This is a genomic window from Bradyrhizobium sp. KZN70725 (assembly GCF_055264925.1).
The window spans coordinates 87,573-103,114 of sequence record NZ_JBUYWT010000018.1 but is presented as its reverse complement, the minus strand read 5'-3'; the positions used below and the strand labels follow the sequence as shown (position 1 = coordinate 103,114).

Sequence of the window (15,542 nt, the reverse complement as noted above, 5' to 3'; positions counted from 1 at the left end):
TCGTCTATTTCTTCAGTTCCGCGTAGAGCTGCATCACCCGTTGCGGCAACACCTCGATGCGCGGCACCCGGAGCGCATAGCGCTCGCCGAAAATCCGATCGAGCTGGGGAAATCTGTGCTCACCGATGCCGAAGGCAAAGATATCGGTGCCGCGCCGCCGCAGCTGCTGCGCGGCCCGGCGGGCGTCCTCGACGAGATATTGCCTGTCCGGCACGTCGACGTCGGACGGCTCGCCGTCAGTCAGAACCAGCAGCACTTTCCGGAACGCGCGTCGTTCCGCGAGGTAGCCCCCGGCATGGCGCAATGCCGCGCCCAGCCGGGTGGAATGGCTGCTGCCAAGACCCGCGAGACGTGAACGAACCACGGCGTCCATCGGCTCCGCAAAGCCCTTGATGCGCAGATAGCGCACGCGCTCGCGGCCGTCGGAGCTGAAACCATGCACCGCGATCGCATCATTGGCGGCCTCGACCGCCGCCGCCATGATCGCGGCCGCCTTGCGTTCGACGTCGAGGACCGTCCGGCCGCGGCGGTCACGGTCGGCGGTCGAATGCGACAGGTCCAGCAGCAGCAGGATGGCGAGATCGCGCGGTCCGGGTGCATCGCGCTGGTAGACCCTGGGTTCGCTGATATTGCCGGTTCGCCGCTCGATCGTCAGGGCGATCGCCGCGTCAATGTCGAGCGCGTCGCCGTCGCGCTGGCCCTTGTGTCTGATCCGGCGGCCAATCGACGCGTCGCGGGTCAACTCCGTGATCCAGCGCATCGCCTCGGCGTCCGTCGAGGAATCGAAGGGCTGCGCGGAAACGGCGGCGTCGGCTTCCAGAATCGTGGTCCAGTCCGGCCGCTCGGTACGCGCCGCATAGTCCCATTCCGGGTAGGTCGCGACCGGAAACCCGTCCAGCAGCGTTACCGCACTGGCCTTCGCGCGCAGCGTCTCGTCCGGCTTGGCGTTGTCGTCGGTCGATTGGCCCACCGCATCGTCGCGCCGCTCGATCCGGACGGAATCGACGGCAAGTTCGATCGTCTCGGCCGGACTGTCCCGCTGGTCGCCGAAATCCCACAGCGCCAGATTGTCGTCGCGATAGGCAGGTTCGACGACGTAGCTCTTGGCGTTGAACTGCAGCCGCATCTGCCCGATGTCGTTGCCGAGCAAACCACCGATCTCGCGGCTGATGGCGGGATCGGTCCAGCGGCCGGCGGCAGCGGCAAACAGCGTCCGCCCCTTGGTCACCCACGCATCCGGATCCTGATAATCGGGATCGATCAGCGCCCGCGCCAGCCGCATCATCAGTCCGGCTGCGGTTGCCTGGCCGGCTGGCGTCGCGCTGTGAAATGGCAGCCACAGCCGGCGCAGCCCCGGCATCCGGTGGAGCGCCAGCGCCTCGACCCGGGCATCCTCGATCAGCGAGACCAGCGCGATCTGCAGCGCCTTCAGTCGCCTCACCGGAAAGCGGGTGGTGGAATGCACCAGATGCGCGCCGGCATGCGCGACCGCCGCGAGATAAACGGCGTCGGCCGCCTCGCCCTCGAAGCCGGGAAAGGTCTGCGGAAGACCGACGAGGCCGGCGGCGAGTGAGGTCCGCCGCGGCACCGGCGTCGGTGCAACGGCAAGTTTGCGGAAACGCGGCTTTCTGTTCCACAACGCGATCGTGGTTGCAGCGAGGCGCTTCTCCAGCCGCGCGAAATCATCCCCGCTCCGACCGGCTGCGAACAGCTGCGCCGAAAGCTGATCGTCGAGCGCGAAATAGGCGCGGCGGCGCGATGCGCGACTGCCACTGGCGCGCAAGCCAGCGGAGACCCACGCCGCAAACTCCTCGCCGCCGGCATGCGTCAGAAACTGCCCCAGCCGGCCGATCGCGAGCCCCGCCGACTCCGGCCCGGTGGCTGCGAGTTCGTCGAGCGCGGCGAGAACCGCGGTGAGTTCTCCTGCACCCGCAAGCCGGGGCAGCACCTTGGACAATTCGGTCAGCAAGGCATGGGCGACGCGGCTTCCGGCACCGCAGCCGATGTCCCTGACCGCGCGGCCGATCGCGATCAGATCATCGGCCGATCGCTGCGCCGGCCATTGCTCCGATAGACGCAGAAAACCCTGCACCACGGCTTGACCGAGATTGGCCTCGAACAGGGCGTGCACGGCCTCGTCCCAGACCGCCAGGTGATCGAACCAACCAGTTCGCTGCAGAGCGGTACGCGCTGTCTGCACCGCCGCAGCTACATCGTCATGGCCGCGCAAGAGTGCCGCAAGCCGACGTCCGGACCGGAAGCTATCGAGCGAACTGATTTGCGCGACCGCCACCTGCAATCTTCCACTTACCCACAGGCCGAGATCACGTCGCGCAACGTGTTCCTGGTGTCCGCATCATCGGTCAGGGGAACGACGATCGTGGTCTCGCAGGCCTTTTCGAGGCTGATGCCGCATCCGATCAGTCGGCCGGCATTGACCAGCATCCGGGTCGAGGCGCCTTCGTCGAGCCCCTGACCCTTCAGGTTGCGGCTGTGCTGGGCGATCTTCACCAGGAGATCGGCGAGGTTCGGCTCGATGCCGGCTTCGCGCGACACCACCTCGGTTTCGGCCGGCCGATCCGGATAGCCGAAATCCAGCGCCGCGAAGCGCTGCTTGGTGGATTCCTTGAGGTCCTTGATCGCGCTCTGGTAGCCCGGATTGTAGGAAATCACGAGCTGGAAGTCGGAATGGGCGTGGATCAATTCACCGCGCTTTTCCAGCGGCAGCACACGACGATCGTCGGTCAAGGGATGGATCACGACCGTCGTGTCCTGGCGCGCCTCGACGATCTCGTCGAGGTAACAGATCGCGCCAAGACGCACCGCTGTGGTGAGCGGCCCGTCGCTCCACACCGTGCCCTCTGCGTCAAGCAGCCAGCGCCCCACCAGATCCGCCGCCGTCATGTCCTCGTGGCAGGCGACCGTAATCAGCGGGCGGCCGAGCCGCCACGCCATATATTCGATGAAGCGGGTCTTGCCGCAGCCGGTGGGCCCTTTCAGCATCACCGGCATGCGGTTGGCATAGGCCGCACCGAACAGTTCGACCTCATCCTTGAGCGGCCGGTAATACGGCTCTTCCCGGATGCGGTATTGATCAAGCAGCAAAGCGGGATTGGACAAGCTCACGCCTCCCATGATCGCGCAGGCAGCCGTTCGCAACCGGTCGATATCACGATGCGAGCAGCTCCTTGAGCTTGCCGTCGATAAAGTCGACATCGACCGGATTGGTCCCCGGCCCGCCGGCGAAGTGGCCCCAGATCGACGGTACCGGCACGAGCTTGGCGTTCGGCATGTTCTCGACCTCGAACGCGCTGTCCTCCGGCGGGAAATAGAGATCGGTCTGTCCCGGCATGACATAGGCCTTGGCCTTGATCGCCCGCAGCGCGGCCTTGAAGTCGCCGTTGTAGATTTCGTTGTCGCTGATGTCGCCGTGCTGCCAGGTCCACAGCATGGTCAGCAGGTTGTTGGGATCCTTGGGCAGGAAGAAGCCCTCCCAGAACGCCACCAGGAAATCCTCCAGCGACGAATAGCCCAGCGTCTTGATGTCGAGCTGCTCGCGATAGAAGGCCTGCGAAAAGCCCCAGCCGGCATAGACACGCGCGGCGGCGCGCAGGCCGCGGGCCGGCTTGTCGGTGTACCAGCCCTCCTTCCACGCAGCATCCGCGGTGAGTGCCGCCTTGACGCCTTCGAGAAACACGAAGTTGTGCCGCGAGCATTTGGCCGAGCCGCAGAACGGCGCCAGGAGATCCATCATATCGGGATAGAGCGCGCCCCAATGGAACGTCTGCAGCGCGCCCATCGACCAGCCGACCACCAGACGGATGTGCTTGATGCCGAATTTCTCGGTCACCAGCCGGTGCTGGGCGCGCACATTGTCATAGGCCGTCACCTGCGGAAAACGCGGTCCATTATACGGTTCCGGCGTGTTGCTCGGCGACGACGACAGCCCGTTGCCGAGCATGTTCGGAATGATAATGAAGTACTTTGCCGGGTCGAGCGCCCTGCCCGGTCCGATCAGCCATTCATTGTCGTAGTGCTGGCCGGAGTACCAGGTCGGATAGACGATGACGTTGTCCTTGGCTGCGTTGAGCTGGCCATAGGTCTTGTAGGCGAGCTTGCAGTCGCGAATGGTCGCGCCGCGCTGCAAGGTCAAATTGCCGAGATCATGGATCTGATAGTCGACGCTCATTGATGTACCCTTCTTGCTTGATCGAGCTGATCGCTTACGCCGGACGCGCCACCTTTTCAGTCGGAGACTCCACCCGTGCGATCGCACCGTACACGATGCCTGCGACCACCGCGGCGGAGATCGCAGTGGACAGTCCCGGCATCAGGTTTTCAACCGCAAAGGCAAACAGCGACCCGATGCCCCAGGCGATGAACGGCTTCGCACGCCAGTCGACGTCCGCACGCGCCTCCGCCCGTAGCAGATACTGATCGACCAGAATGATCGCACCGATCGGCGGCACGAGGATGCCGAGCAGCGACAGCCACTGGATGAAGAACGCCCAGACATTGCCGGCAGCAACCAGGATGCCAAGCGCGCCGAGCACCACCGCCATCAGCCGCATATTGGTCCCGAGGATGCGCGACCAGCCGGTGGCCGCGTTGTACAGGCAATGCGAGCAGACCGAGCCGAGATTGGCATAGAGGAAGATGAATGCGAGGATGCTGAGCCAGGTGAGCTGCTTGCCGTTCATGTAGCCGAACATGTTGTCGACACCGAACGGGTTGGCGTTCGGCACGGCGAGCGCCGCCGTCATCACGCCGCCGACCAGCATCGCGACCAGATTGGCGAACGGAAACGCGCTGAACGTGGCAAACAGCGAGGACCGCGTGCTCGGCGCCCAGCGATTGAAGTCCGCCGTCACCGTGCCTGCGTCGATGAACAGCGCGAGCACCACCGTAAGCCCGACGCCCATCGACATGCTGGCGACGCCATTATTGCCGGCATAGCCAAAGATCGCCGCTGACGTCGTGGTCGAGGCGGCATCGGCCGCGACCCAGAGGCCGAGCACGACAAACAGCGGCACCGACGCCAGCCCGATCCAGTGCAGTCCCTTCACGCCGACGAAGGTGATCCCGATATAGAGCACGCCGGCAACGATGGTCATCGCCACATAGTTGAGGCCGTAGGTTGAGGAGATCAATGCGCCGGTGATGCCGGTCTGCACCGCATACCAGCCGAGCAGCAGGGTCGACAGCAGACCCGATGCCAGCACATAGCCCTTCTTTCCGAACACGATACTCGCGATCAGCGCGAAGTTCATGCCTCGCCTCGTGCCGATCAGGCCGAGCGCGCCGACATAGGCGAACATGATCAGATTGCCGACGATCATCGCCACCAGCGCATTCTTGAACCCCATGCCCAGCACCAGCAGCGATCCGGTCATCGCGCCGGTGATGATCATCGGAAAGCCCAGCCACACCATCGTGACCGAGAAGGCGCTGCGCCGAGCGCTCATCGGTACCGGCTCGTGCTCGAATTCATGGCCGAGAAGGTCGTCGATCTGCCCTTCGGTCTGCTGAACCAGCCCGCTATTCGATTGACCGCTCATGATGTCCCCCCTGTTTCCTCCGCGAGGAAGTGTCCGCCGTTGCATCGAACCACGCCGGCGCGAAACATCGCGCCGGCGCCGATCATCGATGTCACTCAACGATGTGCGACTTTCTGGTTCGGAATGCCCTCGATCGGGCATTCGTCGGTTCCGACGGTCGGACGGGTCATGGCCTCGACCATTTCCCGGGTGCCCTCGGGGTCCGTGATCCAGTTCTTGTAGAAAGTGTAGGGGCAGACCGCGTGCCCCCGATCGCCGTCGCCGGAGTTGATCAGGCCGGTATAGCCGCGGTGCATCAGCTTGAAGAGATGGTTCTGCGACTGCATGTTGCGGCGGGCGTCGCGGATCAGCGACACCGAGAGCTGCGCGTACTGGATGCCGTTCTCCTCCGTGCCGCACTCGCCGAGCGTCCTTCCGTCGAAACCGATGAGCGCGGAATGGCCGAAGTAGGAATAGACGCCGTCGAAGCCGGAGGCGTTGGCGACCGCGACGTAGCAGTTGTTGGCCCAGGCCATCGACTTCGATATCTGGATCTGCTGCTCCTTGGCCGGATACATGTAGCCCTGGCAGCGCACGATCAGCTCGGCACCGCGCATCGCGCAGTCACGCCAGATCTCCGGATAGTTGCCGTCGTCGCAGATGATCAGGCTGATCTTCAGCCCCTTCGGCCCGTCCGAGACGTAGGTGCAATCGCCGGGATACCAGCCCTCGATCGGTACCCACGGCATGATCTTGCGGTACTTCTGGACGATCTCGCCCTTGTCGTTCATCAGGATCAGGGTGTTGTACGGCGCCTTGTTGGGATGCTCCTCGTGGCGCTCGCCGGTCAGCGAGAACACACCCCAGACCTTCGCTTTGCGGCAGGCGTCCGCGAAGATGCGGGTCTCCTCGCCCGGCACGGACGACGCCGTCTCGTACATCTCCTTGGAGTCGTACATGATGCCGTGGGTCGAGTATTCCGGGAAGATCACGAGGTCCATGCCCGGAAGGCCGAGTTTCATGCCCTCGACCATCTTGGCGATGTTGCGCGCGTTATCCAGCACCTCGGCCTTGGTGTGCAGGCGCGGCATCTTGTAGTTCACCACGGCAACGCCGACCGTGTCCTTGCTGCTCGATATGTCTCCATGCAACATGTCTCGACTCCCTTTCCTGAGCGATAATTCCCGCTACACGGCCATGTGCAGCTGGATGAGATCATCGGTGAGCTCACCGATCGCGCCCTTGGCGACGACGCGTCCCTTTTCGAGCAGCGCGAAGCGGTGAGACGCGCGCCGCGCGAACGCGACATTCTGTTCGACCAGCACGACCGTGATGCCGCGCTCGCGATTGAGATTGACGATCACGTCCTCGATCTGCTCGACGATGTTCGGCTGGATGCCCTCGGTCGGCTCGTCCAGCAGGATGACCTTGGGCTTGGCCAGCAGCGCCCGCGCGATCGCAAGCTGCTGCTGCTGGCCGCCGGAGAGATTGCCGCCATAGCGATTGAGAAAGTCCTTGAGTACCGGAAACAGCTCGAGCACCCACTCCTCGATTCCGTTGGCCGATTTCGCCGCGAAGGTTCCGAGCGTCAGGTTCTCCCGCACGGTGAAGCGCGGCAAAATCCCGCGGCCCTGCGGCACGTAGGCAATACCGGCCTTGGCGCGCTGATAGGTCCGCAGCGGCGAGATGTCGGCACCGTCGAGCGATAGCCGTCCGGTGCACCGGTCCATCAGGCCGAGGATGCTGCGCATCAGCGTGGTCTTGCCGACGCCGTTGCGGCCGAGCACCGAGAGGAATTCGCCATTGCCAACCATCAGGTTGATGCCCTGCAGGGCGCGGCTGTTGCCGTAGAAGGCGTCGACGTCGGTCAGCTCAAGCATGGCTGATGCCTCCCGATCCGAGATAGGCGCGGCGCACTTCCGGATGCGCCTCCACTTCCGCCGCGGTGCCCTCGGCCAGCATCTGGCCCATATGCATCACGGAGATGATGTCGCCGATCGCCTTGACGAAGCCCATGTCGTGCTCGACCACGATCAGCGTGTGCTTGCCCTTCAGCCGTGCGAACAGTTCGGCGGTCTTGCGGGTTTCCTGCGCCGTCATGCCCGCGGTAGGCTCGTCCATCAGGATCAGCTCGGCGTCCTGGGCGACCAGCATGCCGATCTCCAGCCACTGGGTCTGACCGTGCGACAGATAGGCGGCCGGTCGGTCGAGCTGCTCGGTGAGCCCGACCAGCTCGGCCAGACGCTCGACATGCTCGCGTCCTGAATTGCCGATGTTCCAGCGCAAATTGCCAAGCACGGAGGTGCGACGCGCCCGCGCCACTTCGAGGTTCTCGGAGACCGACAGCTCGCGGAACACGCTCGGCACCTGGAATTTGCGGCCGACGCCGGCGCGGGCGATTTCGTATTCCTCAAGATCCTGCAGCGCGGTGCCATCGAAGCTCACCGTGCCGGCGCTCGGCTTGACCTTGCCGCAGATGATGTCCAGCGCGGTGGTCTTGCCCGCGCCGTTCGGCCCGATCAGGCAGCGCAGCTCGCCCTTGCGCACGCTCATGTTGAGTGAATTGAGCGCCTTGAAACCGTTGAAGCTGACCGACACGTCGCGGAGATCGAGATGGGAGCTCATGTGCTGCCCTCCGTCTGGCCGACGCCTTGCGCCACCCCGCCCGCGGCCGCATGGCGGCGCTGCACGATCCAGCGCAGCACGACCTGCGCAAGGCCGGCGAGCCCCTTCGGCAAAAACAGCACCACGAGCACGAACAGCGCGCCCATCACCAGCGTCCAGGTTTCCAGGAACGCCGCTGACTCCGACAGCGCGCCCTGCATGCCCGCCACCAGCACTGCGCCAAGGAACGCGCCGACCAGGCTCTGCCGGCCGCCGACCGCGCACCACACCACCACCGAAAGAGAGAGCTGCACGCCGAGGAAGGTCGGCGAGGCAAACTCCATCACCACCGTGTAGAGCATGCCGGCAAGGCCCGCGATCGCCGCCGACAGCGCGAACACGAAGATCTGGTAGAGCGCGACGTCGTAGCCGAAGTAGCGCACCCTGCTCTCATGGTCGCGGATCGCCTGCACGATCAGTCCGGCCTTGGTTCTCGTGAAGGCAAAGGCGACAAGCAGGCTGAGCAGGACACAGCTGGCCACGAGATAATAGGTAGCCCGGCCATAGGCATCGAACGCGACGCCGAAGGTCTCGAGCTGGGCGAGATCGGTGATGCCGTTGAAGCCGCCGGTGTAGCTCTGCTGGTCGATGATCACGAGATTGATCACCACCATGGTGGCGAGCGTGATGATCGAGACATAGACGCCGGTGACGCGGCCCCGGAACATGAACCAGCCGAGCGCCGCCGCAACCAGCGCCGGCACGATCAGGCCCGCGGCGATCGCGAAGGTCAGCGAGCGGAACGGCTCCCAGAACCACGGCAAATGCTGGACATTATTCCAGACCATGAAGTCCGGCAGTCCGCTCGCTCCGGTATGCACCGGCACGGTCTTGAGCTTGAGCGCCATTGCCATGGCATAGGAGCCGAGCCCGAAGCTCATCGCCTGGCCGAGATTCAGGATGCCGCCGAATCCCCAGGACAGCCCGAGCGACACCGTGAGGATGCCCAGCACCAGATAACGCGCGACCTTGTTGAGCAGGAAGTCGTTGTTGAGCAGCACCGGCAGCGCGAACACCACGGCAGAGACAATGAGCAACGGTGCAAGCTGCGCGATCAGGCGCTGCAATCCGCTGGAGTTAGAAACATGCGACGGCATAGATGAGCGATCTGTCTCAGGCCCGCACGCGTGCGGTGAAAAGCCCCTCGGGGCGGAAACGGATGAGCACGACGATGGCGAGCAGCACGATTGCCTTGGCCACCGTGTCGTTCTGCAGGAAGGCAATGCCGCCGGAGAGCTCGCCGAGGATGAAGGCGCTCGCCACGGTGCCGGCGAGGCTCTGCACGCCGCCGAGCACCACCACCATGAAGGCATCGACCACATAGCCGGTGCCCATATCGGGCGACACGCTCTTCAGCGGCGACACCAGCGCGCCAGCCAGTCCCGCAAGGCCCGCACCGTAGGCGAAGGTCAGCGCATAGACCCGTTTGGCGTTGATGCCGAACGAGGCAGCGACGGAACGGTCCTGGATGATCGCGCGTAGCTTCATTCCGACCGTGGTGCGGTTCATCAGCAACCAAGTCGCCACGAACAGTGCGATCGACACCACGAACAGGAACACCCGATAGGACGATACCGAGATGCCGAACACGTCCATGCTGTCGGACAGCGCCGGCGGCAGCTGCACGTAGCGCAGTTCGCTGCCGACCATCAGCCGCACCGCCTGCTGCAGCATGATGCCGACGCCCCAGGTCGCAAGGATCGTGTCCAGCGGCCGGTTGTTGAGCAGGCTTAGGACGTAACGCTCAATGACCCAGCCGAACGCGGCGACCACGAAGAAGATCGGCACCAGGCTCGCGAGCAGGCCGAGCCCGAGATAGGTATGGAACACCCAGGCCGCGTAAGCGCCCAGCATCACGAACTCGCCATGGGCGAGATTGATGATGCCCATCGAGCCGTAGATGATCGACAGGCCCAGCGCGACCAGCAGCAGGATCGATCCGATGCTGAGGCCGGTGACGATTTGTTCGATGAATTGGTCCACGTCGGGATCCGCTTTCGATGTTCGCATTGTGCGCCCTGCCCCTCGCCCCCGTTCGTGCGAGAGGCAGCATTCGTTTCGGGACGCTGGCCGCCGGCGCCGCACGCCGACGGCCTTCGTCAGCCCCCGTCGTCAGCTCTTCTCGACCAAGCCCTTCTCGGTGCATGACTGTCCGGGATAGGCCGCGTAAGGCACCGGCTTCAGCCACTCCTTGGCCTCGACGAGAATCTCGAACTGTCCGTTCGACTTCGCCTGCGCGATCTTGGGCCACAGCCAGGTGTGCAGGTTCTCCGGCTCGATCCGGACCTTGCCCTGCGGTGCAATCACTTCCTGGCCCTTGACCGCGTCGCGGATGTTCGGCGGCGTGAGATCGCTGGTCGCGAGCTTCTCGACCGCCTGCTTGAACAGGTAGGTCTGGAAGTAGCAGGCCTCCGACACGAAATGCGTCACCTTGTCGGCGCCCCAACGCTTCTTGTAAGCCTCGACGAACTTCTCGTTCTCCGGCGACTTGTGCACCATGAAGTAAGGCGCCGAGGTGAAGTGACCGGCGGCCGCCTCGCCGCCCATCGCAGCGACTTCGTTCTCGGAGGTCGTGAGACTCGCCATCGGCATCTTCTCGGGATCGAGGCCGGCCGCCTTGTACTGACGATGCAGCGCGACCACGGAATCGCCGACCACGGTGGAAAAGATCACGTTCGGCTGAGTCGAGCGGATCTTGTTGATGACGGAAGAGAATTCGGAATGGCCGAGCGGCACATATTCTTCCGCCACGACCTCGCCGCCGAGTTTCTCAAGCAGCTTCTTGCAGTAGTTGTTCTCTTCCTTCGGATAGATGTAGTTGGAGCCGATCAGGTAGAACTTCTTGCCGAACTTCTTGACCAGCCAGGGCACGAACTCGTCCTGCTGCTGGTTCGGCACCGCGCCGGTGTAGATGACGTTCTTCGAGCACTCGCGGCCTTCATAGAGCGTCGGATACCAATAGAGATTGTTCTGCCGCTCGAACACCGGCAGCACCGCCTTGCGGCTTGCCGAGGTGTAGGAACCGAACACACTGACGCATTTGTCGCCGACGACGAGCTTGCGAGCCTTCTCCGAGAAGGTCGCCGGATCGGACGCGGGGTCCTCGACGATCGGCACGATCTTGCTGCCCTTGATGCCGCCTGCGGCGTTGATCTCCTCGATGGCGAGCAGCGTCGCCTTGTTGAGCGATTCCTCGATGATCGCGGTCGTTCCCGTCAGCGAGAACAGCACGCCGACCTTGATCTCGCCGCCGGCGGCGTAAGCGAGGTCGGCGTTCTTGATCCAGATGTGCGGCAGTCCGGCGCCGGCAAACGCGCCCAGCGCCGCGGTATTCCTCAGCAAAGTCCGCCGTGAAATGCTCATCCCTAGCTCCCTTCAGGACTGAAAAAACAAAAAGCCCTCCCGATGCGCGCTTACGCGAGCATTGGGAGGGCTTTGTTGCCGGTTGTGTCGAAGGCGGCGCTGTCGCCGCCGGCCCCGCTATTGGGGCTTACTGTTGATGATCGTAGCCAAGCAGTTCGAACGAGTCAACAATCGCCGCGGCGACTGCACTTGCCGACACGCGACGATCCATCGCCTGTCGTCTGATGAAGCCATAGGCTTCGGTTTCCGGCATCTGCCGCGTCGCCATCAGGATCGCCTTGGCGCGCTCCACCGTGCGCATCGAGCGCAGATTGTCATCGAGCTTCTCGATCTTGCTGCGAAGCCGCCGTTCATAACCAAATTGACTGCGCGCCAGCACGAGACTGGACAGCACGGCATTCTGCGTGAACGGCCGTGGCAGCACGGCGTTCGGCGTCGCATGACACAGCGCATCGGCGTGAACGGTTTCCGTCGCCGGCAGGATCACAACCAGCGCCGAGCGCGCGTCGCCGGGAATCCATGGCAGGCGCCGCGCTAGGTCAGGGGAATATTCGCAGTACACCACGTCGGCATCGGCGGGCACGCTCTCCGGCATCGGCCAGACCTGCCTCACCCGCATCCGGAACCGCTGCAACTCGCGCAGCAACATGCCGACCTGATCGTCGACCGGCGCGACCACCACCGCCGACAGATCGGCAAGTTCCTGAACCATGGTCTTGCGTCCGCCGACGTCTCGGCTCAGCGACGGCTTACGCGACATTTCGTTCATTGGACGCTTCCTGTTTGCGTTGCACGACCATATCCGATCAGGAACGGATCCGCATGCACCGGCTCCTTCGACTGGCTGACGACATCGAACTGCCCCTGGCGGTTGGCGCGCCCGATGCGGGTCCAGAGGTCGGTATGACCCGACATCGGGTTGACGGTGACGGCACCTTGCGGTGCATCAAAGCTGGTGCCGAACACCATCGAGCGGAGAACTTCGGTGTCGAGTGAATTGACCTGCTCGAGCGCTTTCGCGAACAAATGCAGCTGGAAATAGGATGCTTCGGCGCACATGTTAGTTGAGATATCGGCGCCGAACCGCTTCTTGAAGCGCTGCACAAACGCATTATTAGCGCTGCCCTCGACGCCCTGGAAATACGATGCGGCCGTGACGTGTCCCTCGCCGACGTCGAAGCCCATGGCGGCAATTTCCGCTTCCGTCGTGGTCAGGCTGGCGATCGGCACCTGCTTTGGATCGAGCCCGACATTCGCATAGGCCTGATAAAGGAACACCGTGCCCTCGCCAACGACGGTCGAGAAGATCACGTCGGGCCTGACACGCTTGATATCCTGGATGATCGGCACAAAATCCTGCCAGCGCGCGTAAACATTGACATAGCGCTCGCCGACCACCGAGCCGCCGTTGCTCTTGAGCAGCTCCCGCATCACCCGGTTGGACTCGCGCGGATAGATGTAGTCGGACCCCACGAAATAGAACCGCGTTCCGAACGTATCCATCAAATAGCGGCACAGCGCGAGGCTGTTCTGGTTCGGCGAGGCGCCGGTGTAGATGACGTTGGGCGACGCCTCGAACCCTTCGTAAAGCGTCGGATACCAGAGCAGACCGTTCAGCCGTTCGACTACCGGCAGCACCGCCTTGCGGCTCGACGAGGTGTAGCAGCCGAAGATCGTGCTGACCTGATCCTCGATCATCAGCCGCTTGGCGTAATGACCATAGGCGGCCGAGTCCGATCCGGGGTCATAGGCAACGGGAACCAGCTCGCGGCCGCAGACGCCGCCCGCTTCATTCACCTCTTCGATCGCGAGTTGCGTGCCCTGATACTGGGTCTCCTCGATGACCGACATGAAGCCGGTTCGCGAGAACAGCACTCCTATCCGCCACGGAGCGGATGTCGTTTGGGTAAGGTTCGACATGATCAGGCCCTCGACAGAATTGGAGGGACGAGAGGGATTATTGTTCTTGTTGCTCTCGAACAGCATTGCCGGCTGCGGAAGATTGCATGCCATCTGCCGCGAGACAAGGACCCTGGCCGCTCATCCTGTCAGCGAAGCTGACGCGAAAGCAGGCAGACTAATGTGTCACCCGCGACGGGTCACAGGCGCAGCGCTCCACGGACCACCTATCTCCGGTAGCTGCACCGCCGATTTCCCGTATCAAGGCATGTCCGGCCGGTCACCTCACGTACATCAACCGGAAGGTTGAGAGCTGCAACGGGATTGCTCGTTAAGCTGCGCCCCGGTCGGGAGATGCCGCAACTCCCGATCGAGGAGGTCCCATCAGCGCAGGCTAGGCAGATCGAGCCGGTTGGCGCGCGCGCATTCGACCGCCGTGTCATAGCCGGCGTCGGCGTGGCGCATGACGCCTGTCGCCGGGTCGTTCCATAGCACACGCTCGAGCCGGCGCGCGGCTTCCGGCGTGCCGTCAGCGACGATCACCATGCCGGCGTGCTGCGAATAGCCGATGCCGACGCCGCCGCCGTGATGCAGCGACACCCAGGTGGCGCCGCTCGCGCAGTTGAGCAGTGCATTGAGCAGCGGCCAGTCGGACACCGCGTCGGAGCCGTCGCGCATCGCCTCGGTCTCGCGGTTCGGGCTCGCCACCGAGCCGCTGTCGAGATGATCGCGGCCGATCACGATCGGCGCCTTGAGCTCGCCGCGCGCCACCATCTCGTTGAAGGCAAGGCCAAGCCGATGGCGGTCGCCGAGCCCGACCCAGCAAATTCGCGCAGGCAGTCCCTGAAACTTGATGCGCGCCTTGGCCATGTCGAGCCAGTTGTGCAGGTGGCTGTCGTTGGGCATCAGCTCCTTGACCTTGGCATCGGTCTTGAAGATGTCCTCGGGATCGCCCGACAGCGCCGCCCAGCGGAACGGCCCGACGCCGCGGCAGAACAGCGGACGGATATAGGCCGGAACGAAGCCTGGAAAATCGAACGCCTGCTTCAGGCCCATGTCCTTGGCCATCTGGCGGATGTTGTTGCCGTAATCGAGCGTCGGGATTCCCTGCGCGTGAAAATCCAGCATGGCCTGGACGTGATCGACCATCGAGGTCTTGGCTGCCGTCTCAACGGCCTTCGGGTCGCCCGCGCGTTTGGTTTCCCAATCGGCGAGTGTCCATCCCTTCGGCAAATAACCGTTGATCGGATCATGCGCGCTGGTCTGGTCGGTGACGATGTCCGGGCGCACGCCGCGGTGCACCAGTTCGGGAAAGATCTCGGCCGCATTGCCGAGCAGGCCGACCGACACCGGCTTCTGGCTCTTGACCGCCTCAGCAATGATCGCGAGCGCGTCATCGAGCGTCGCCGCCTGGCGGTCGAGGTAGCCCGTCCGCAGCCGCATCTCGATGCGGCTCGGCTGGCATTCGACCGCGAGCATCGAGGCGCCGGCCATCGTCGCGGCCAGCGGCTGGGCACCGCCCATGCCGCCGAGGCCCGCCGTCAGGATCCATTTGCCGGCGAGACTGCCGCCATAATGCCGGCGGCCGACCTCGACGAACGTCTCATAGGTCCCCTGCACGATGCCCTGGCTGCCGATATAGATCCATGAGCCTGCCGTCATCTGGCCGAACATCATCAGGCCCTGCCGGTCGAGCTCGTTGAAATGATCGAGCGTTGCCCAATGCGGCACCAGGTTGGAATTCGCGATCAGTACGCGCGGCGCGTCGGCATGGGTCCGGAAAATGCCGACCGGCTTGCCGGACTGCACCAGCAGGGTCTGGTCGCCTTCGAGCTTGCGCAAGGACGCGGCAATCCGATCAAAGCTCTCCCAGTCGCGCGCCGCACGGCCGATGCCGCCATAAACCACGAGCTCGCTCGGGCGCTCGGCGACATCAGGGTCCAGATTGTTCATCAGCATGCGCAGCGGTGCTTCCGTCAGCCAGCTCTTGGCGCTGATGTCGGTGCCGCGGGGAGCACGGATGATGCGTTCGTTATCCAGTCGGCGGTTCATGACGGATGTTCCTGCTAAGCAAGTCTT

The 15,542-nt window shown here is 63.9% G+C and carries 13 protein-coding genes; all 13 read right to left on the bottom strand.

The genetic code is table 11. The annotated features are described in order from the left end of the window. Positions 1 to 4: 4 nt before the first annotated feature. The 13 genes from ACZBJS_RS19290 to hutU all read right to left on the bottom strand — a co-directional run bounded on the left by ACZBJS_RS19290 (position 5) and on the right by hutU (position 15,515). A complete protein-coding gene (locus ACZBJS_RS19290) occupies positions 5 to 2,293 on the bottom strand; it encodes a nitric oxide reductase activation protein NorD (RefSeq protein ID WP_463439016.1) in 2,289 nt (762 codons plus the stop codon). 14 nt (positions 2,294 to 2,307) lie between these two features. After that, a complete protein-coding gene (locus ACZBJS_RS19285; RefSeq protein ID WP_051002629.1) occupies positions 2,308 to 3,135 on the bottom strand; it encodes a CbbQ/NirQ/NorQ/GpvN family protein in 828 nt (275 codons plus the stop codon). A gap of 34 nt (positions 3,136 to 3,169) precedes the next feature. Then, positions 3,170 to 4,189, bottom strand: a complete 1,020-nt coding sequence (locus ACZBJS_RS19280; protein ID WP_225647402.1) for an alpha/beta fold hydrolase — start codon at positions 4,187 to 4,189, stop codon at positions 3,170 to 3,172. A gap of 34 nt (positions 4,190 to 4,223) precedes the next feature. Next, positions 4,224 to 5,558 (bottom strand): purine-cytosine permease family protein, encoded by a 1,335-nt coding sequence (locus ACZBJS_RS19275; RefSeq protein WP_225647403.1) that lies wholly within the window; start codon positions 5,556 to 5,558, stop codon positions 4,224 to 4,226. Positions 5,559 to 5,653: 95 nt separating this feature from the next. Then, positions 5,654 to 6,691 (bottom strand): aliphatic amidase, encoded by a 1,038-nt coding sequence (locus ACZBJS_RS19270; RefSeq protein WP_028331418.1) that lies wholly within the window; start codon positions 6,689 to 6,691, stop codon positions 5,654 to 5,656. Between the two features lie 33 nt (positions 6,692 to 6,724). After that, positions 6,725 to 7,417, bottom strand: a complete 693-nt coding sequence (gene urtE, locus ACZBJS_RS19265; protein WP_463439015.1) for an urea ABC transporter ATP-binding subunit UrtE — start codon at positions 7,415 to 7,417, stop codon at positions 6,725 to 6,727. Continuing rightward, positions 7,410 to 8,162, bottom strand: coding sequence for an urea ABC transporter ATP-binding protein UrtD (gene urtD / locus ACZBJS_RS19260; protein WP_057015922.1), 753 nt, complete (start codon positions 8,160 to 8,162; stop codon positions 7,410 to 7,412). Before urtD ends, urtE begins: the two co-directional genes overlap by 8 nt. Continuing rightward, positions 8,159 to 9,298, bottom strand: a complete 1,140-nt coding sequence (urtC, locus tag ACZBJS_RS19255; RefSeq protein WP_463439014.1) for an urea ABC transporter permease subunit UrtC — start codon at positions 9,296 to 9,298, stop codon at positions 8,159 to 8,161. The genes urtD and urtC overlap by 4 nt, the downstream gene beginning before the upstream one ends. A 16-nt stretch (positions 9,299 to 9,314) precedes the next feature. Then, positions 9,315 to 10,184 (bottom strand): urea ABC transporter permease subunit UrtB, encoded by an 870-nt coding sequence (urtB, locus tag ACZBJS_RS19250; RefSeq protein ID WP_057015920.1) that lies wholly within the window; start codon positions 10,182 to 10,184, stop codon positions 9,315 to 9,317. 129 nt (positions 10,185 to 10,313) lie between these two features. Then, complete coding sequence (locus ACZBJS_RS19245) at positions 10,314 to 11,564, bottom strand: transporter substrate-binding domain-containing protein (protein WP_057015919.1); 1,251 nt, start codon at positions 11,562 to 11,564, stop codon at positions 10,314 to 10,316. Between the two features lie 127 nt (positions 11,565 to 11,691). Next, positions 11,692 to 12,333: an ANTAR domain-containing response regulator gene (locus ACZBJS_RS19240; protein ID WP_016845707.1), complete on the bottom strand. Its 642-nt coding sequence runs from the start codon at positions 12,331 to 12,333 to the stop codon at positions 11,692 to 11,694. Then, entirely contained in the window at positions 12,330 to 13,484 is a 1,155-nt protein-coding gene (locus ACZBJS_RS19235; protein ID WP_028331424.1) for a transporter substrate-binding domain-containing protein, read from the bottom strand. The genes ACZBJS_RS19240 and ACZBJS_RS19235 overlap by 4 nt, the downstream gene beginning before the upstream one ends. Positions 13,485 to 13,847: 363 nt before the next feature. Beyond that, the gene (gene hutU, locus ACZBJS_RS19230) at positions 13,848 to 15,515 is read right to left on the bottom strand and encodes a urocanate hydratase (RefSeq protein WP_253587282.1); all 1,668 of its coding nucleotides are present in this window, start codon (positions 15,513 to 15,515) and stop codon (positions 13,848 to 13,850) included. Positions 15,516 to 15,542: the final 27 nt, after the last annotated feature.